At 73.9% G+C, this 17,434-nt stretch carries 17 protein-coding genes, 2 pseudogenes and 1 riboswitch; of the genes and pseudogenes, 11 read left to right on the top strand and 8 right to left on the bottom strand.

Going from position 1 to position 17,434, the window contains the following annotated elements; genetic code table 11:
* Positions 1-11 precede the first annotated feature (11 nt).
* Positions 12-881, bottom strand: a complete 870-nt coding sequence (gene ygiD, locus ACGF4F_RS00315; protein ID WP_357445198.1) for a 4,5-DOPA dioxygenase extradiol — start codon at positions 879-881, stop codon at positions 12-14.
* A 303-nt stretch (positions 882-1,184) separates the two neighbouring features.
* Between ygiD and ACGF4F_RS00320 the strand changes: the two genes are divergently transcribed.
* From ACGF4F_RS00320 to ACGF4F_RS00330, 3 genes are all read left to right on the top strand, one after another.
* Positions 1,185-3,161, top strand: a complete 1,977-nt coding sequence (locus ACGF4F_RS00320; protein ID WP_357445256.1) for a heavy metal translocating P-type ATPase — start codon at positions 1,185-1,187, stop codon at positions 3,159-3,161.
* A 33-nt stretch (positions 3,162-3,194) separates the two neighbouring features.
* Positions 3,195-3,485 (top strand): GNAT family N-acetyltransferase, encoded by a 291-nt coding sequence (locus tag ACGF4F_RS00325; RefSeq protein WP_357445195.1) that lies wholly within the window; start codon positions 3,195-3,197, stop codon positions 3,483-3,485.
* A gap of 129 nt (positions 3,486-3,614) precedes the next feature.
* Positions 3,615-3,896: a hypothetical protein gene (locus tag ACGF4F_RS00330; RefSeq protein ID WP_357445192.1), complete on the top strand. Its 282-nt coding sequence runs from the start codon at positions 3,615-3,617 to the stop codon at positions 3,894-3,896.
* Positions 3,897-4,321: 425 nt separating this feature from the next.
* Here the strand turns inward: ACGF4F_RS00330 and ACGF4F_RS00335 are convergent, their stop codons facing one another.
* Together ACGF4F_RS00335 and ACGF4F_RS00340 are read right to left on the bottom strand one after the other, a co-directional pair.
* Positions 4,322-6,097 carry a sulfatase gene (locus ACGF4F_RS00335; protein ID WP_393073445.1) on the bottom strand — a complete coding sequence of 592 codons (1,776 nt, stop codon included), beginning with the start codon at positions 6,095-6,097 and terminating at the stop codon, positions 4,322-4,324.
* 60 nt (positions 6,098-6,157) lie between these two features.
* A pseudogene (locus tag ACGF4F_RS00340) lies at positions 6,158-6,862 on the bottom strand (CDP-alcohol phosphatidyltransferase family protein); the annotation flags it as partial.
* A gap of 93 nt (positions 6,863-6,955) precedes the next feature.
* Here ACGF4F_RS00340 and ACGF4F_RS00345 point away from each other — a divergent pair.
* The gene (locus ACGF4F_RS00345; protein ID WP_357445186.1) at positions 6,956-7,933 is read left to right on the top strand and encodes a dehydrogenase; all 978 of its coding nucleotides are present in this window, start codon (positions 6,956-6,958) and stop codon (positions 7,931-7,933) included.
* A gap of 3 nt (positions 7,934-7,936) precedes the next feature.
* Complete coding sequence (locus ACGF4F_RS00350; RefSeq protein WP_357445184.1) at positions 7,937-8,335, top strand: 6-carboxytetrahydropterin synthase; 399 nt, start codon at positions 7,937-7,939, stop codon at positions 8,333-8,335.
* A gap of 20 nt (positions 8,336-8,355) precedes the next feature.
* Here the strand turns inward: ACGF4F_RS00350 and ACGF4F_RS00355 are convergent, their stop codons facing one another.
* A complete protein-coding gene (locus ACGF4F_RS00355) occupies positions 8,356-9,723 on the bottom strand; it encodes an RNA-guided endonuclease InsQ/TnpB family protein (protein ID WP_393073450.1) in 1,368 nt (455 codons plus the stop codon).
* Here ACGF4F_RS00355 and tnpA point away from each other — a divergent pair.
* The 6 genes and pseudogenes from tnpA to ACGF4F_RS00385 form a co-directional block, all read left to right on the top strand.
* Positions 9,664-9,945: pseudogene (gene tnpA, locus ACGF4F_RS00360) on the top strand (IS200/IS605 family transposase); the annotation flags it as partial. The gene ACGF4F_RS00355 and the pseudogene tnpA sit on opposite strands and share 60 nt — an antisense overlap.
* A 182-nt stretch (positions 9,946-10,127) precedes the next feature.
* Positions 10,128-11,162 (top strand): glycosyltransferase family 4 protein, encoded by a 1,035-nt coding sequence (locus ACGF4F_RS00365; RefSeq protein WP_393073453.1) that lies wholly within the window; start codon positions 10,128-10,130, stop codon positions 11,160-11,162.
* Positions 11,159-11,971, top strand: coding sequence for an SAM-dependent methyltransferase (locus ACGF4F_RS00370; protein ID WP_393073456.1), 813 nt, complete (start codon positions 11,159-11,161; stop codon positions 11,969-11,971). The genes ACGF4F_RS00365 and ACGF4F_RS00370 overlap by 4 nt, the downstream gene beginning before the upstream one ends.
* 197 nt (positions 11,972-12,168) lie before the next feature.
* The gene (locus tag ACGF4F_RS00375) at positions 12,169-13,050 is read left to right on the top strand and encodes a lysylphosphatidylglycerol synthase domain-containing protein (protein ID WP_393074767.1); all 882 of its coding nucleotides are present in this window, start codon (positions 12,169-12,171) and stop codon (positions 13,048-13,050) included.
* Between the two features lie 70 nt (positions 13,051-13,120).
* Positions 13,121-13,768 (top strand): GTP cyclohydrolase II, encoded by a 648-nt coding sequence (gene ribA, locus ACGF4F_RS00380; protein ID WP_357445175.1) that lies wholly within the window; start codon positions 13,121-13,123, stop codon positions 13,766-13,768.
* The gene (locus tag ACGF4F_RS00385) at positions 13,765-14,478 is read left to right on the top strand and encodes a dihydrofolate reductase family protein (protein WP_357445172.1); all 714 of its coding nucleotides are present in this window, start codon (positions 13,765-13,767) and stop codon (positions 14,476-14,478) included. Before ribA ends, ACGF4F_RS00385 begins: the two co-directional genes overlap by 4 nt.
* An 81-nt stretch (positions 14,479-14,559) precedes the next feature.
* Here the strand turns inward: ACGF4F_RS00385 and ACGF4F_RS00390 are convergent, their stop codons facing one another.
* The 4 genes from ACGF4F_RS00390 to ACGF4F_RS00405 form a co-directional block, all read right to left on the bottom strand.
* Positions 14,560-15,315: an amino acid ABC transporter ATP-binding protein gene (locus tag ACGF4F_RS00390; protein WP_357445169.1), complete on the bottom strand. Its 756-nt coding sequence runs from the start codon at positions 15,313-15,315 to the stop codon at positions 14,560-14,562.
* Positions 15,312-16,109: an amino acid ABC transporter permease gene (locus tag ACGF4F_RS00395; RefSeq protein WP_357445166.1), complete on the bottom strand. Its 798-nt coding sequence runs from the start codon at positions 16,107-16,109 to the stop codon at positions 15,312-15,314. The genes ACGF4F_RS00390 and ACGF4F_RS00395 overlap by 4 nt, the downstream gene beginning before the upstream one ends.
* A 41-nt stretch (positions 16,110-16,150) precedes the next feature.
* A complete protein-coding gene (locus ACGF4F_RS00400; protein WP_393073462.1) occupies positions 16,151-17,011 on the bottom strand; it encodes an ABC transporter substrate-binding protein in 861 nt (286 codons plus the stop codon).
* Positions 17,012-17,118: 107 nt separating this feature from the next.
* Positions 17,119-17,244, bottom strand: coding sequence for a hypothetical protein (locus ACGF4F_RS00405; RefSeq protein ID WP_357445160.1), 126 nt, complete (start codon positions 17,242-17,244; stop codon positions 17,119-17,121).
* Between the two features lie 32 nt (positions 17,245-17,276).
* A riboswitch (SAM riboswitch) is annotated at positions 17,277-17,388 on the bottom strand.
* Positions 17,389-17,434: the final 46 nt, after the last annotated feature.

The raw sequence follows: 17,434 nt of genomic DNA on the forward strand, positions 1-17,434 counted from the left end.
TTCCGCGCCGATCAGATGTTGGCCGAGTCCGGCGGCACTTCCCTCGGGAGCGCGGGTGCGCCGGCGGCGGGCTCCTCCTGGCGGCAGTGGAGCCCCAGCGTGTACGCCGTCATCGACAGCGAACCGTACGCGTATCCGTCGACCAGCACGTCCGGCCGGCCGTCGTCAGCGCCGGCCAACCCGGCCAGGTAGAGCAGCGGGATGAAGTGGTCGGGGGTCGGTACGGCCAGGTCGAAGTCGCGGTGCCCATCCAGCCGGGCCGCCTCGGTCGGGCTGCCCCGCATGATGTCCCGGGCCGCGTCGTCGAAGCGCCGCGCCCAGTCGAAGCCCTCGTCGGTCAGCCGGGGGTCCACTCCACCCAGGTTGTGCACCACGTTGCCGCTGGCCACGACGAGGACGCCGCGCTCGCGCAGCGGCGCGAGCCGGGCGCCGAGGTCGAGGTGGTAGTCCAGCGGCTTGAACGCGTTGATGCTGAGCTGCACCACCGGGATGTCCGCGTCGGGAAAGGCGTGCGTCAACACCGACCAGGTGCCGTGGTCGATGCCCCACGAGTCGAGGTCGGCGCCGATCCAGGTGGGATGCACCGCGTCGCTGATCTCCTCGGCCAGTTCGGGCAGCCCGGGCGCCGGGTAGCGCACGTCGAACAGCTCCTGCGGGAAGCCGTAGAAGTCGTGGATGGTGCGCGGCCGGGGCATCGCGGTGACGGCGGTGGCGCCGATGTACCAGTGGGCGGAGACCACCAGGATCGCCCGGGGCCGGGGCACCGCCCGGCCGAACTCCCGCCAGGCGGCCGTGTAGCGGTTGACCTCCAGGGCGTTCATCGGGTTGCCATGCCCGAAGAACGCCGCCGGCATCACCGTCTCGGTCATCTGGCTGCTCATGCCGTCCTCCGGCTCCGTCGTGAGCCGAGCGTAACCCCGGGTGGCCGTCCGCACCGGCCCACCGCAGTACCGGCAACTCGGCAACCACGCCGAGCCGTGCCTGCCGGCCTGCGGCCCGCCACGTCGGGCACTCGTTGGTCTGATCTCCCTGCTTGGCCCGTGCGGCGGGGAGCCGGGAGCCGTAGCCTCCGATGGAACCCGCGGGAGGCGAGAGCGGTGGACCACAGCGCCGGGCGGCCGGGCGGCGCCTGCGGCCGGGCGGCGCACCACCGGCACGACAAGCACGCCGGCCACGACCCGGCGATGTTCCGCCGTCGGTTCTGGCTCTGCCTGGCGCTGACCGTGCCCGTCGTGCTGACCAGTCACCTGGTGATGAGCTGGCTGCACTATTCGCTGCACGTCCCGGGTGTGACGTGGGTGGGTCCGGTGCTCGGCTCGGTGGTGTTCGGCTACGGCGGTTGGCCCTTCCTGGTCGGGGCCGTCCGGGAGGTGCGGGACCGGGCGCCCGGCATGATGCTGCTGATCGGGCTGGCGATCACCGTGGCCTACCTCGCCTCGGTGGCGACCACCATCGGCGTCTTCCACCTGGACTTCTGGTGGGAGCTCGCCGCGCTGGTCACGATCATGCTGTTCGGCCACTGGCAGGAGATGACGGCGATCGGTCAGGCGCGCGGGGCCCTGGCCGCGTTGGCCGCCCTGCTGCCGGACGAGGCCGAACGGGTCGGGCCGGACGGCTCGGTGCAGCGGGTGGCGGTGGCCGGGCTGCGCCCGGATGATCTCGTGCTGGTCCGTCCCGGCGGGCGGGTGCCTGCGGACGGGCACGTCGTCGAGGGCACCGCCGAACTGGACGAGTCGATGATCACCGGGGAGTCGCGACCGGTGCCGCGCGGGACGGGGGACCGGGTGGTGGCGGGCACGGTGGCCACCGACTCGGCCCTGCGGGTACGCGTCGACGCGGTGGGGGAGGACACCGCGCTGGCCGGTATCCAGCGGCTGGTCGCCCAGGCGCAGGAGGCCGGCGGCCGGGCCCAGGCGCTCGCCGACCGGTTCGCCGCGTGGTTGGTCTACGTCGCCACCGCCACCGCCGCGGTCAGCCTGGTCGTCTGGGCCGCGCTGGGCCGGGTGGACGAGGCCGTGGTACGCACCGTCACCGTGCTGGTGATCTCCTGCCCGCACGCGCTCGGCCTGGCGATACCGCTGGTCATCGCCCTGTCGACCAGCGTGGCGGCGCGGGTCGGGATCCTGGTGAAGGACCGCCTGTCGCTGGAGCGGATGCGCAGCGTGGACGCGGTGCTGATCGACAAGACGGGCACGCTCACCAAGGGGCAGCACACCGTGACCGGGGTTGCCGCCGTCGACGGCCTCGGCGAGGACGAGGTGCTGCGGCTGGCCGCCGGGGTCGAGGCCGACAGCGAGCACCCGCTCGCCCGGGCCATCGTCGCGGCGGCCCAGCGGGTCGGCCCGGCCACCGGCACCGACTTCCGCTCTCTGCCGGGACGCGGGGTTCGGGCCACGGTGGCCGGGACGGCGTACGCGGTGGGTGGGCCCGCCCTGCTCCGGGAGTTGCCCGCCGAGGTCCCGGACGGGCTGCGCCGCGCCGACGGGGAGTGGGCGGCGCGGGGCGCCGCCGTGCTGTATCTGGTCCGGCTCGACGACGCTCCGCAGGTCGTCGGCGCGCTCGCGCTTGAGGACGAGGTACGCCCCGAGGCCCGCCAGGCGATCGTCGAACTGCGGCAGCTCGGGGTCCGGAAGATCGCGATGATCACCGGGGACGCCCGCCCGGTGGCGGAGGCGGTCGCGGCCGACCTCGGGTTCCGGCCCGACGTGGACGAGGTGTTCGCCGAGGTGCTGCCCGCCGACAAGGACGAGATCGTGGCGGGCCTGCGGGAGCGCGGCCACCGGGTGGCGATGGTGGGGGACGGCGTCAACGACGCGCCCGCCCTCGCCCGGGCCGACGTCGGGCTGGCCATCGGCGCCGGTACGGACGTGGCCATCGAGTCGGCCGGTGTCGTGCTCGCCTCCTCCGACCCGCGCGGTGTCGCTGCTGCGGTGCGGCTGTCCAAGGCGTCCTACCGCAAGATGGTCCAGAACCTGATCTGGGCGGCCGGCTACAACGTGGTGGCGATCCCGGTGGCCGCCGGTGTCTTCGCCTGGGCCGGTGTCTCGCTCAGCCCGGCCGCCGCCGCCGTGCTGATGTCCGCGTCGACGATCGTCGTGGCCCTGAACGCCCAGACACTGCGGTGGGTGCGGCTGACCTCCGGGGACCCGGGCGCCCGCTGACCGCCGTGGTTGGATGGCGGGGTGCAGTTTACCGTGACAGACGTACCTGAGCGGGAGCGATTCGAGGCGCGGGACGAGGCGGGGACGCTCGCCGGGGTGGTCACCTATCAGCTGACCGGCAGCATCATCGCCTACACCCACACCAAGGTCGACCCGGAGTTCGAGGGTCAGGGGGTCGGATCGACCCTGGCCCGGGCGGTGATGGAGGACGCGCAGACCAGGGGCCGGACAGTGGTGCCGATCTGCCCGTTCCTCAGCGGGTGGCTGGGCAAGCACCCGGAGTTCGAGAAGATCGTGGTCCGGTCGACTCGGAAGATCAAATAGAAGGCGCACCCGGCCTGAGAATTCCCTGAGTGACGGACGCCTCATGGACGGTGACCGGTCGCCCGGGGCAGGTTTGACGTCAACCTGCTCCGGTCATCGAACCCAGAGCGAGGACGAGAGGGGAAAGGGGTGCCCGAGACGAACCGCGTCCGGCCCAGTCACGACGCAGTGCTGCCGGACGACGTGATCGACACGCTGCTGTGGCGGGTGGCGTACGACGTGGCCGCCGCTCACCAGCCCGACGCGACGGGCGCCTGTGCCAGTCCCCTCTGCGTCGACCAGGGCGTGCCCTGCGCGCCACTGGTCTACGCCCGCCGGGCGATGCTGGTGGCCCGGGGCGGCGGGCGGCGGTACGCGACCCAGGAGGCGCCCGACCCGATGGCAAGCGACCGGCGGCGCGACGCCGCCTGACGATGGCGCACCCAGCGACCCGCGGGGGTCGCCGACACTCGCCGCGGTCTGAGCCCGGCGCCGGCTGCGCACCTCCTCCCGAGCGTCGCGGAGACGCGACCAGCCACCGCCCCCCGCGCCGAAGCTGCCGCCGGCCGTGGCGGAGCTGCTCCTCGCCCCGGAGCTGCCGCGGGGCATCCTGGCGAAAGTTCTCCTCGCCCACTACAGACCTGATGGCGTAAACGATTCAGGCCCGGTCGTCGTGGGCTGAGTCGGGCACGCAGTCAGCTCGAAAAGGCTCGACGCGGACAGTCTCCCGGGCCGATCCAGCTACGTCATCAAGTTCGAGCAGGAGCCCGCCGTGCGACGCCCACCGCACCCGTCAGAATGTCCGGCTCGTCCGCCACAGCCCTCAGGCCTGTCGAAAGGGGCATGGCGCGGCCGGCTCAGTGGGTCGGGCCGAATGCGGCGAGGAACCGGTCCCGGAAGGCGTCCATCGGCCACACCGGCGCCTGCGGCCCGGGGCGTAGGCCGTCCTGCCAGCCCCACCCGGCGATCCGGTCCAGCACCCTCGAGTCCTTCGCCACGAAGGTGATCGGCACGTCCCGGCTGGCGTGCTCGCTGGTCACCGGCGCCGCCGGCTGGTGGTCGCCCAGGAACACCAGCACCAGGTCATCCCCGCCGTACGTCAGCACGTACGAAACCAGAGTGCGCAACGTGTACTCGATCGACTGCCGGTAGCCGGCGCGGATCGCGGCGCTGTCCCGCCGCACCGGGCCCTCGATCCTGGCCTGGTGGAAGATCGTGCCGTCGCCGACCGCCGCCCACGGCACCGGCTGGGGGATCGCCGACCACGGCGAGTGGCTGGAGATCAGCGGGATCTCCGCCATCAGCGGGGCGTGCGGTTCCGCCCGCTCCAGCCGCTGAAAGGTGGCCAGGGCGTACTGGTCGGGCATCGGCGCGTAGCTGAACTTCGGGCCGCGGTAGGCGAGCTTCTCGGCGTCGTAGTAGCGGTCGAACCCGAAGAACCTTCCCTCCGGCCACGGCTGGGTGGTGGCCGGCATCACCCCGACGGTCTGCCAGCCGGCCCGGTGGAACGCACCGTTCAGGGTCAGCCGGTCGCCGGCCAGCAGGTCCCGGTGTCGCTGGTCGTTGTCGATCCACAGCCCTGAGAGCAGGGTGTCGTGCGCCAGCCAACTGCCGCCGCCGAAGGTGGGCGAGCGGAGGAAGCCGCTGCGCGCGTCGTATCCGGCCGCCCGCAGCCGCCGGTAGCCGTCGTCGAGCACCGCGGCCACGCCCGGCGCGAGCCCGGGGGCCTCGACGGCGTCCCGGCCGTAGCTCTCCACGAACGCGACCAGCACGTCCTTGCCCCGCAACGCGGTCAGCAGCCGGTCACCGGGGACGTCCCGGTACGCGTCGACGGACGCCTCCCGGGCGAACGCGACGCGGTCCCGCAGCCCGGCGCGGATCTGCCCGGCGTGTGCCGCGACCAGGGCGGTCGCGTCCCGATCGGCGACCGGCACGCCGGCGGCGAGCCGGACCCCGAACAGGGCGCAGCCCAGCCAGAGCACCGACAGCGCCGCGACCACCCGCACCGACGTGGCCCGGTGCCGGACGGCGACCCGGGCCAGCCGCAGCACACCCCAGGCCACCAGGACCGGCAGGCCGACGGCGAGCAGCAGCGCCCCGGCCGCCGCGGCGACCGCGCCGGTCCGGCCGACCGAGTCGGCGAGGAAGCCGAAACCGTCGTCGAACAGCCTCCAGTCGAGCAGCACGTCGAACGGGCGGCCCCGGGCCGCGAAGAAGCCCATGTCCAGCAGCTTGAGCAGGCCGAGCAGCCCCAGCACCAGGCCGAGCAGCACCGCGACCGGCCGGCGCGCCCGGGCCGGGAGGACGACCAGCAGCCCCGCCGCGACCAGCCCCTCCAGCGGGATCCGCAGGAACGCGCCCGGCCCGAGCCGGTGCAGCTCGTCCGGTACGACCAGCGCCGCCACCACCAGCACCGCGGCCAGCCCGGTGCCGGCCCCGGCCAGGATCCGGCGTCCCCGCGGCGCCGCCACCTCGCGTGGCACGGTCGGCTCCTCCGGCGCGATCGCCCCGCCCGGCAGCGCAGGCTCCTTCGGCGGCCCGGCCTCGCCCGGTGAGGTCGCCGAGCCCGGGGTGCGGGGCGGCGGAACGGGCGGGCCCACGGCCGGCCGCCGCCGGGAGATGAGGGGTGACACGGCGACGTCCTTCCCTGCGGGGTGAACTCAGACCGGCTGGTGAGCGGTGATCCGGGCGGGCGGCGCTGCCGCACCGCCCGGGCGGTGCCGCCAGAGCCAGGCCACATCGTGGCCGAACGACTCGACCAGCAGGGCCAGCGCGCCGGCCACCAGCGCGGCGGACGCCACCGGCGGCAGCAGGTGACTCGCCGCGACCGCCAGCACCACGCCCTGCGCCGCCGCGACGACCTTGCGCCAGTACCGGGGCGGCAGCGTGCCGCGCATCCAGGGCAGCAGCCAGCTCGCCGCGACGAAGGCGTACCGCATGCCGCCGATGGCGAGCACCCAGCCGCCGACGGACGGCGCCAGGTGGGCGCTGAGCACGAGGATCAGGAACGCGTCGACCTCCATGTCGAACCGCGCGCCCAGCGCGTTGGCCGTGCCGGTGCGCCGGGCCACCGCGCCGTCGACCGCGTCCAGCGCCAGCGCCACGGCGGTGAGCGGGACCAGCACCGCCGCCGGCGCCGGCCCGGCCCCGCCCGGCACCACCAGGGCCAGCACCCCGCCGACCAGCAGCGCCCGGGTCAGGGTCACCCGGTCGGCCGGGCCGAGCCGCTCCGCGCCGCTCGCGCGCAGGCCGCGCCACAGCAGGCCGCAGAGCACCCCGCCGTACGCCAGACCGGCGAGCCAGCCCGGCACGCCGATCCCCACCGTGCCGGCGAGCCCGGTCAGCAGAACGAACTGGACGATCAGCCCGACCAGTGGGCCGTTTCGAACCGTGGACACCCTGCCTCCGTGTCTATGATCGACAACCCCTGTCCATCAACACGGGAAATCCGGCCGACCGGTTCGGTCCGGAGGCGGAGCAGAGGAGAATCGGTGAACCGGCAACCCCGCGCCTTCTGGCTCCGCGCCCCAGGCGAGGGTGAACTGCGCCCGGTCGAACTCCCCCCGCCCGGCCCCGACGAGGTGCTGGTCCGCACCCTCTTCTCCGGTGTCAGCCGGGGCACCGAGACCCTGGTCTTCACCGGCCGGGTCCCCGCCGACCAGTACGCCAGCATGCGCGCACCGTTCCAGGAGGGCGACTTCCCGGCCCCGGTGAAGTACGGCTACCTGAGCGTCGGCACGGTCGAGGAGGGCCCGGACACGCTGCGCGGGCGGACCGTCTTCTGCCTGCACCCCCACCAGACCGGGTACGTGGTGCCGGCCGACGCGGTGGTGGTCGTACCCGAGAACGTGCCGGCGGCCCGGGCGGTGCTGGCCGGCACGGTGGAGACCGCGGTGAACGCGCTCTGGGACGCCGCGCCGCTGGTCGGCGACCGGGTGACCGTGATCGGCGCGGGCATGGTCGGCTGCTGTGTGGCCGCCCTGCTGGCCCGCTTCCCCGGCGTACGCACCGAGCTGGTCGACGCGGACCCGGCGCGGGCCGGGGTGGCCGCCGCGCTCGGGGTCGACTTCGCCCTCCCTGCCGACGCGGCCGGCGACCGGGACCTGGTGGTGCACGCCAGCGCCACCGCCGCCGGGCTGCAACGCGCGCTCGACCTGCTCCGCCCGGAGCGCAGCGTGCTCGAACTGAGCTGGTACGGCGACCGCCCGGTCACCCTGGCCCTGGGCGGCGCGTTCCACTCGAAGCGGCTGGGCGTGCGGAGCAGCCAGGTCGGCACGGTGTCGCCCCGGCGGGCCGACCGTAGCTACGCCGACCGGCTGGCGCTGGCCCTGGAACTGCTCGCCGACCCGGTGTTCGACGCGCTGCTCACCGGCCGGTCCCGCTTCGCCGAGCTGCCCGACGTGCTCGACCGGCTCGCCTCGGGCCGGCTGCCCGCGCTCTGCCACCTCATCACCTACGACGAGGAGTGATCAGTGTTCAGCGTGACCGTCCGGGACCACATGATGGTCGCCCACAGCTTCCGGGGTGAGGTGTTCGGCCCGGCCCAGCGGCTGCACGGCGCCACCTTCGTCGTCGACGCCACCTTCCGCCGGGCGGAGCTCGACGCCGACGGGATCGTGGTCGACATCGGCCTGGCCACCGAGCAGCTCAAGGCCGTGCTCGGCGAGCTGACCTACCGCAACCTGGACGACGAGCCGGCCTTCGCGGGGGTGAACACCACCACCGAGGTGCTGGCCCGCACGGTCGCCGACCGGCTCGCCGAGGCCGTGCACGCCGGCCGCCTCGGCGAGGACGCCCGCGGCCTCGCCGGGATCACCGTCACCCTGCACGAGTCGCACGTCGCCTGGGCCAGCTACGAGCGGTCCCTTTGACATCCTCTCCCGCCGAAGGGCTAAGGGCGGGAGGTTCCCGCTTCCATCGTCGTACGTCGTCGACGCTGGGTGGGTGGTCGACAGGGCACCTTTCGATCCCTGTCCCGGACTGCCCGCCCGGTGAGTGGGGGTGCCGCCTCGGCGGTGTCCCTGATGTTGATCGCGGCGTTCACGTCAGCGTTGGCCTGGTGTCCGCAGGACCCGCACCGGAACATCGCTTGGCTTTCGCGGTTGTTCGGGTCGGTGTTCCCGCAGCGGCTGCACCGCTGGGAGGTGAATGCGGCTGGCACCCTCACGATTCGGGTGCCGGTGATGCGTGCCTGGTTGGCCAGGGCTGTCTCGAACATGCCCCAGCCCTTGTCGAGAATCGCCCGGTTCAGTCCGGCCTTCTGGCGGACGTTCGTGCCGGGTTCCTCGATGGTGCCCTTCGCGGTGGCGGTCATCGCCTTGGTGTTGAGGTTTTCGAGCTTGACGGTCGCGGACTGGCGGCAGAGCCGGTTTGCGGCCCACATCAGGAAGTCGCGGCGCCGGTTACGGATCTTCGCCTCAGTCCGGGCGATCTCCACACGGACCTTACGGGCCCGGTTCGAGGTCTTCGCGCCGCGCTTGCGGCGGGCGGTCTCCTGCCGACCGGCTTTCGACTTGAGCCGGGCCAGGCCGCGTTCCTGGCCAGAGGTCGTGAAGGCTCGGTTCCACATGCGGCCGTCGGACATCGCCAGGGCAACCTTCACTCCGCGGTCGACGCCCACAACCGTGACGGGCCGGGCGTGCGCCTCGGGCGGCGTGACGCCGGTGTGGATGCCGAAACCGATGTGCCAGGCGACGCCGTCGAAGGACACGACCGCGTTGCGGACCGCGCCGCCCAAGGGGCGGGACCAGCGGAACCGGACCTCGCCGATCTTCGGGAGGGTGACGGCGCCCCAGCGGCGGTTGAGGCGGCGGACGTGGACCGCCTGACCGGGGAACGGAATCGACAGCCGGGCAGACCGACGTTTACGGGTCGGCGCCCCGGCCGGGTGCTGCGGGTTCCACCAGTTGCGGTACGCCTGATCCAGTTGCCGCAGCACCTGCTGACCGGACTGCGCCGGCAGGTCCGCCACCCAGTCGAAGTCCTTACGCGCCTCTGTCAAGAAGGCGCATTGCGCGGTGACCCCGAGTGTCGTCTTGCGCTGCTGCCAGGCAAACTGGCGCTGCCCCAACGCAGTGTTGTACAGCCAGCGGCACGTGTGCCCCCACGAGGCCAGACGCCCGGCCTGCTCGTCGCTGGGGTACAGCCGGTATCGCCGGCCGGTGTCCCCTTTCACACCCCGCATCCTACCCTTGGGCTCATGACCGTCGATGACCCGGTTCGTGCCTGGAGGCACTGCGCTTTTGTGCTTCATGCCCATTTGGTTTTCGTCACGGAGTACCGGGCGCGCGTCTTCACCGACGAACACCTGCGCTACCTCGAACAGGTGCTGCGGGACGTGTGCGAACAGTTCGAGTGCGAACTGGTCGAGTTCGACGGCGGAGACAACCACGTCCACCTGTTGGTCAACTTCCCACCCAAGGTGGCACTGTCCAAGCTAGTCAACTCCCTCAAGGGCGTGTCCTCGCGCTACCTACGCCGCGACCTCCCCGAAATCCGCCGGCGGGCTACTGTCGGTACTGCGCCTGTATATCGAACAGCAGAACCACCCCGACTAACCAGGATGACTCCAGGAACCCTCGCGGCCTTCGGTCGCTCGGAATCGGAAAGCCGCTTCACCCCTGCACTAAAGGGCGGCGAACTGCGGCGTGTCTCGGTAGCCGGATGAGGGTCGTCCACGTGGTGCTGCCGGGCGACATCGACGACCCGGCCACCCCCAGCGGCGGCAACGCGTACGACCGGCGAGCCTGCCACGGCCTGACCGCCCTCGGCTGGGCGGTGCGGGAGCACCCGGTGCCCGGCGGCTGGCCGCGTCCCGGGCCGGGGGAGCGGGCCGCCCTCGCCGGGGTGCTCGCCGGATTGCCCGACGGCGCGCTCGTGCTGCTCGACGGGCTGGTCGCGTCCGTGGCGCCCGAGGTGCTGGCGCCGCACGCCATGCGGCTACGCCTGGTGGTGCTGGTGCACCTGCCGCTGGAGGACGAGGCCGAGGCGTGGACCCTGGCGCTGGCCGCCGGCGTGGTCACCACCAGCGAATGGACCCGCCGCCGGCTGCTCGACCGGTACGCGCTGCCCGCCGGCCGGGTGTGGTCCGCCCCGCCCGGCGTGGACCCGGCGCCGGTCGCCCCCGGCTCACCGGCCGGCGGCCGGCTGCTCTGCGTCGCGGCGGTCACCCCGGTCAAGGGGCACGACGTGCTCGCCGCCGCCCTGGCCACGCTCACCGACCTGCCCTGGACCTGCGACTGCGTCGGCGCGCTCACCCGGGATCCCGGCTTCGTCGACCGGCTCCGGCGGCAGCTCACCGACACCGGGCTGGCCGACCGGGTCCGGCTGCCGGGCCCGTGCACCGGCGCCGCGCTGGACGCCGCGTACGCCGCCGCCGACCTGCTGGTCCTGCCGTCCCGGCAGGAGACGTACGGGATGGCGGTCACCGAGGCGCTCGCGCGGGGCGTACCGCTGCTGGGCAGCGCGACCGGCGGGCTGCCGGAGGCGCTCGGGCACGCCCCGGACGGCGCCCGGCCCGGCCTGCTCGTACCTCCAGACGACCCCGCGGCGCTGGCCGCGGCGCTGCGCGGCTGGCTCACCGGGCCGGACCTGCGGACCCGGCTGCGCGGCGCGGCCCGGCGCCGGCGGGACACCCTCACCGGCTGGACGGTCACCGCGGACCGGCTGGCGACGGCCCTGACGGAGGCGACGGCATGACCACCCTGCTCCCACCCGACTTCGCCGACTGGCTGCGGCTGCGCGAGCCCGCCGACGCGGCGGCCCGCTCGGCCGAGCTGGTCGACGTGGTCCGCCACCGGCTGCCGGCCCACCGCCCGGTGGTCGTGCACGACCTGGGCAGCGGCACCGGCTCGATGGCCCGCTGGCTCGCGCCCCGGCTGCCCGGACCGCAGCACTGGGTGCTGCACGAGCGGGACGCCGACCTGCGGGCGCTCGCCGCCGCCGAGCTGGTGCACGTGGCCGCCGACGGCAGCCCGGTCACCGTGGAGACCTGCGGCTCCGACATCACCCGGTTGCGGGCCGCCGACCTCGCCGACGCCCACCTGGTCACCGCGTCGGCGCTGCTGGACATGCTCACCGCCGAGGAGATCGAGCAGATCGTGACCGCCTGCGCCGGCCACCCCACCCTCTTCGCGATCTCCGTGCTCGGCCGGGTCGAGTTCAGCCCGGCCGACCCGCTCGACGCCGAGTTCGCCGCCGCGTTCAACGCCCACCAGCGCCGCACCGCCAGCGGGCGGGCCCTGCTCGGGCCGCACGCGGTGGACGCCACCGTGGCGGCCTTCCGCCGCCGGGGGGTCGGCGTGCAGGTCCGCGCCAGCCCGTGGCGGCTCGGCCCGGACCAGGCGGCGCTGACCGCCGAGTGGCTGGTCGGCTGGCTCGACGCGGCCGTGGCGGAGCGGCCGGAGCTGGTCGGCGCGGTCGGGGCGTACCGGGACCGGCGGCTGGCCGAGGCGGCGGCCGGCCGGCTGCGGGTGGTGCTGCACCACGCCGACCTGCTGGCGGGGTGAACCGTGGCGCCCCACGGCACGTGACAACAGGTGGACGCAGGGAGGACCGGTTGTCACATGCCAGCATCGTCACGACCACCAAGGCGCTCCCGGACCCTCCCGCGGTCACCAACTCCGGCCCGGCCGCCGTCGAGGCCGGCCCGCCCCCGGCGACCCGGTCGCCCTGGCCGTGGGTCCGGGCGCTCGGCGGGCTCGGGGTGCTCGCCGTCCTGGTCTGGTCGGTGGGTACCGGCCCGTTCCTGGCCGGGCTGCGGCTGATCGACGCGCCGGCCCTCGCCGCCGCGCTCGCTGTCGGGGCGGTCACCACGGTCTGCTGCGCCTGGCGCTGGTCACTGGTCGCCGGCGGGTTGGGCATCCGGCTGCCGCTGCCCGCCGCCGTGGCTCACTGCTACCGGGCGGTCTTCCTCAACTCCACCCTCCCCGGCGGGGTGCTCGGCGACGTGCACCGGGCGACCCGGCACGGCCGCGACGCTGGGGACGTGCTCCGGGGCGTCCGGGCGGTGGTCTGGGAGCGTACCGCCGGGCAGGTGGTGCAGCTGGTCATCGCGGTGGCCGTGCTGGCCGTGCTGCCCTCCCCGGTCCGGCCGTACCTGCCGGCGGTGGTGGCCGGCCTGGTCGCCGCCGGGCTGGGACTGGTGCTGTTGGCCCGGGCGGTGCCCCGCTCCGGCGCGTCCCGGTGGGCCCGGGCGGCGCGTACCGCGGCGGCGGACGTCCGGGCCGGGCTGCTCGCCCGGCGGACCTGGCTCGGCGTGGTGCTGGCCTCCGCTGTGGCGGTCGCCGGCCACCTGGCCACCTTTCTGATCGCGGCGCGCACCGCCGGCGCCGACGCGCCGCTGTCCCGGCTGCTGCCGCTGACCCTGCTGGCCCTGCTCGCCATGGGGGTGCCGGCGAACGTGGCCGGTTTCGGGCCGCGCGAGGGGGTGGCCGCCTGGGCGTTCGCCGCCGCCGGGCTCAGCGCCGCCCAGGGCGTCGCCACCGCCACGGTGTACGGGGCGCTGGTCCTGGTCGTCAGCCTGCCCGGCGCGGCGGTGCTGCTGGTGCGCCGGTTCCCTTCGCGGGTGTCCGGCGACTGTCGGTGATCCCACCTACGGTGAGGGTGCGAGGTGTGCGGTGCCGGCGCGTCCGGCAGCCCCGGACGAAGGAGAACGGATGGACGAAGCGCTGCCCACGGCGACGGTCCGGACCCAGGTCACGGTCCCGCTGCGGTTCCCCGACGGGTACGTGACGGCCGCCCGGGTCTACTCCTTTCACGGCCTGGTGGACGGCCGCGAGCACCTCGCCTTCGGGCTCGGCGACCGGGCGGGAGACTCGGCCGCCCCGGACGCGTCCCCGCCGCTGGTGCGCCCGCACAGCGAGTGCCTCACCGGAGACGTGTTCGGCAGCCAACGCTGCGACTGCGGTCCCCAGCTGCGGGAGGCGGTCGAGCGGATCGCCGAGGCCGGCGGCTACCTGCTCTACCTGCGCCAGGAGGGCCGGGGCATCGGCCTGTACGCCAAGCTCGACGCGTACGCCCTCCAGGACGGGGGCCTCGACACGTACGAGGCGAACGTGGCGCTGGGCCGGGGCGCCGACGAGCGCGACTACACCGTGGCCGCGCAGATGCTCGCCGCGCTGGGCGTGACCCGGGTGGACCTGCTCAGCAACAACCCGGACAAGGCGGTCCAGCTCGACCGGCTGGGCGTGACGGTGGTCGACCGGGTGCCGACCGGGGTGCACCTGTCCCCGGCGAACGCCAGCTACCTGGCGGCGAAGGCGACCCGTGCCGACCATGCCCTCGACCTGCCGTTCGTGCCGTGACCGCCCGGCCGTACGTGCTGCTCAGCTGCGCGATGTCGATCGACGGCTACATCGACGACGCCTCCACCGGGCGGCTGCTGCTCTCCAACGACTCCGACTTCGACCGGATCGACGAGGTCCGGGCCGGGTGCGACGCGATCCTGGTCGGTGCCGCTACCGTCCGCCGGGACGATCCGAGGCTGCTGGTGCGCTCCGCGCGGCGGCGCGCCGACCGGGTGGCGCGCGGCCTGCCCCCGTCGCCGGTCAAGGTCACCGTCACCGGCAGCGGCGACCTCGACCCGGCCGCCCGCTTCTTCGCCCACGGCGACGGGGTGAAGCTGGTCTACTGCCCGGGTGGCGCGGTCGAGAAGACCCGGGAGCAGGTGGGCGAGGTGGCCACCGTTGTCGACGCGGGCGAGCCGGTCACCCCGGCGGCGGTGCTCGCCGACCTCGCCGCGCGGGGCGTACGCCGGCTGATGGTGGAGGGCGGCGGCAGCGTGCACGCCCAGTTCCTCGCCGCCGGCCTCGCCGACGAGTTGCACCTGGTGGTGGCGCCGTTCTTCGTGGGCGACGGCCGGGCGCCCCGCTTCGTGGCGGACGGCTGCTACCCCTGGCACCCGGGCCGCCGTGCCCGGGTCGTCGAGGTACGCCAGATCGGCGACGTGGTGCTTACCCGGTACGCCCTCTCCGACCGCTGCGACGGACGCGGCGGCGGGCTCGGCGGCGGGTAGCGGCGCGAGATCGGCGAGGTGGCGGTGTCCCGACGCGCCGGACACCGCCGCCTCGCCGATCTCGCGCAACCGGTCGGACGGTCAGAGCACCTGGGACAGGAACCGGCGCAGCCGCGGGTGCTCCGGCGCCTCGAAGACGGCGGCCGGCTCGCCGGCCTCCAGCACGACGCCCCGGTCGATGAACGCCACCGTGTCGGCCACCTCGCGGGCGAACCCCATCTCGTGGGTGACCACCACCATGGTCATGCCGGCGGCGGAGAGGTCGGCCATCACCCCGAGCACGCCCTTGACCAGCTCCGGGTCGAGCGCCGAGGTGGCCTCGTCGAAGAGCATCACCTGCGGCCGCAGGGCCAGCGCCCGGGCGATCGCCACCCGCTGCTGCTGCCCGCCGGAGAGGTGCGCCGGCCGGGCGTCGGCCTTGGCGGCCAGCCCGACGAGATCCAACTGGGCCCGGGCCACCTGCACCGCCTCGTCCTCGGAGAGCTTCTTCAGCTTCCGCAGGGCGAGGGTGATGTTGCGCAGCACGGTCATGTGCGGGAAGAGGTTGAACTGCTGGAAAACCATGCCGATCCGCTGGCGCAGCGCGTCCGGGTCGTCGCGCAGCACGCTGCGGCCGTCCAGCAGCACGTCGCCGCGGTCCGGCTCGATGAGCCGGTTGATGGTGCGCAGCAGGGTCGACTTGCCGGATCCGGACGGGCCGATCACGCAGGTGGTGCCGCCCCGGGCCACGTCCAGGTCAGCGCCCCGCAGCACCTGATGCGCGCCGAAGGCCAGGTGCACGTCCCGGACGGCCAGGCTGACCGAGGTGTCGGTGGTGGCGGTGGCGGTCGTGCTCATCGCGGGTCCCTCCGTCCGGTGGTGGGCAGACCGGTCTCCCCGGCCAGGGCCAGGCCGGCGTCGTCGGCGTCGTCCGGGGCGACGGCGACGCTGCGGCCCTGCCGCAGCCGGCGGTCGATCCAGTTGACCGCGTGGGTCAGCGGCACGGTCAGCGCCAGGTAGCACAGGCCGGCCAGCAGCAGCGCCGACTCGTTGCCGGTCGTGGCCGCGTAGTCCTGGCCGATCCGGAACAGCTCGCGCTGGCTGGCCACCAGGCCGAGGAAGTAGACCAGGCTGGAGTCCTTGATCAGGGCGATCAGCTGGTTGACCCACGCCGGCAGCACCCGGCGTACCCCCTGCGGGACGATGACCAGCCGCATCGCCTCGCCCCAGGAGAAGCCGAGGGCCCGGGCCCCCTCCAACTGGGCGGCCTCCACGCTCTGGATGCCGGAGCGGAAGATCTCCCCGATGTAGGCGGCGGCGATCAGCGACAGCGCCAGCACCCCGAGCGGGTAGGGGTTCGGCCCCCACACCTGCATGCCGAGCGGCGCCAGGCCGACGCCGATGAGCAGGATGGTCGCCGCCGCCGGCAGGCCGCGGAACACGTCGGTGTAGACCCGGGCCGGCCACCGCAACCATCGGGTACGCGAGATGCCCGCGATCGCCAGCAGCATGCCCAGCACCGAGCCGAGCAGGGCGGCGGAGACCGCCAGGATCAGCGTGTTCGGCAGCCCGACCGTCAGCATCTCGGGCAGCGCCTCGCGCATGGAGTCCCAGTCGAAGAAGGTCTCCCACAGGGTGCTCAACGGATCCATCAGACGTCTCTCCTACCGCCCCGCTCGTTCGTCGTCGTACGTCAGGAAGCCGCCGACGGCGACGGCACCGCGACCGCGCCGCTGCCGGGCTTGAAGTCGGCCGGGATCGGCCGGCCCGGGTAGTACTGCGCCTGCAGCTTGCTCCAGGTGCCGTCGGCGATCACCTCGTCGAGGCCCTTGTTCAGCGCCTCGCGCAGCTTGTCGTTGCCCTTGGCGACCGCGTACGCGGTCGGGGCCGGGCTGAGCTGCTTGGCGGCCACCTTGATCTTGCCGTTGCTGTCGGCGGCGGACTTGTCGCCGATCTCGGCCGGGGCGATCCAGGCGTCGGCGGTGCCGGCCTTGAGCTGGTTGATCGCGCCGTTGTAGTCGGGCACCCGCACCGGGTTGAGGTTCTCCCGGATGGCGTAGTCGTCCTGCACCGTGCCCTGCACGACCACCACCCGCTTGCCGGCGAGCTGGTCGAAGCTGGTGATCGACGAGCCGGCCGGCACGTCCAGCCCGAAGTAGCCGAAGTCGTAGCCGTTGCCGAAGTCGACGGTCTTCTTGCGGGCCTCGGTGATGGTGATGGACGAGCTGCCCACATCGAACTTGTGGTTGTTGACCTGCGAGAGCAGGGCCGAGAAGTCGGTGCCGACGAACTCGACCTTCAGGCCCACCTTGGCGGCGACCGCGCTGAGCAGGTCGTTGTCGAAGCCGGTGAACTTGCCGTCCTTCAGGTAGACGTTCGGCGGGGCGTCGGTGAGCGTGCCGGCCCGCAGCACGCCGGCCTGGAGCAGGCCGTACGGGTTGGCGGCCTCGCTGGTGGCGCCGCCGTTGTCGCCGCAGGCGGTCAGCGCGGTGGCGGCGAGCACGGCGGCGGCGCCGAGCGCGGCGACGCGGGTCAGGGCAGGAAGGAATCGCACAGGTGTCTCCAGGGTCGAATGGCGACGGGGGCGTACGCCGCCGACGGCGCGCCCGGGACGGACGAGCCGGAAGGGATGGTGCGGAAGGAAGGGAGGGAGGTGGGCGCTCAGCGCATTCGGCGACAGGCGTCGCTGCACACCCGCATCAGGTCGACGTGCCGGCGCTTGACCAGCGCGAAACCGGCCGGGTAGGCGACGCCGTCGGCGGGCAGGGTACGGAGGTGAGCAGACACGGTTCTCCCTGGTCGGTGATGACCTGGGTACCAGGCCACGCTTGCACCGACGTGCTGCCGGTGCCTGGTCCTCACCCGGGGCACCCCACCGCGGAGGAGGGTTGCCGGCCAGCGAGCCGGGGCTTGGCGCTGGCGCTCATGACCTGGCGAGAAGGCTAGCAGCAGCCCCGCCCGGGACGTCCAGCCGTTA

It is taken from the genome of Micromonospora sp. NPDC047740 (assembly GCF_043204735.1).
Classification (GTDB): domain Bacteria; phylum Actinomycetota; class Actinomycetes; order Mycobacteriales; family Micromonosporaceae; genus Micromonospora.

What these genes read in the sequence shown, in the direction of transcription:
- ygiD (WP_357445198.1), bottom strand. Translation starts at nt 881, where the DNA reads ATGAGCAGCCAGATGACCGAGACGGTGATGCCGGCGGCGTTCTTCGGG.
- ACGF4F_RS00320 (WP_357445256.1), top strand. Translation starts at nt 1,185, where the DNA reads ATGTTCCGCCGTCGGTTCTGGCTCTGCCTGGCGCTGACCGTGCCCGTC.
- ACGF4F_RS00355 (WP_393073450.1), bottom strand. Translation starts at nt 9,723, where the DNA reads ATGGGCATGAAGCACAAAAGCGCAGTGCCTCCAGGCACGAACCGGGTC.
- ACGF4F_RS00365 (WP_393073453.1), top strand. Translation starts at nt 10,128, where the DNA reads ATGAGGGTCGTCCACGTGGTGCTGCCGGGCGACATCGACGACCCGGCC.
- ACGF4F_RS00370 (WP_393073456.1), top strand. Translation starts at nt 11,159, where the DNA reads ATGACCACCCTGCTCCCACCCGACTTCGCCGACTGGCTGCGGCTGCGC.
- ribA (WP_357445175.1), top strand. Translation starts at nt 13,121, where the DNA reads ATGGACGAAGCGCTGCCCACGGCGACGGTCCGGACCCAGGTCACGGTC.
- ACGF4F_RS00390 (WP_357445169.1), bottom strand. Translation starts at nt 15,315, where the DNA reads ATGAGCACGACCGCCACCGCCACCACCGACACCTCGGTCAGCCTGGCC.
- ACGF4F_RS00395 (WP_357445166.1), bottom strand. Translation starts at nt 16,109, where the DNA reads ATGGATCCGTTGAGCACCCTGTGGGAGACCTTCTTCGACTGGGACTCC.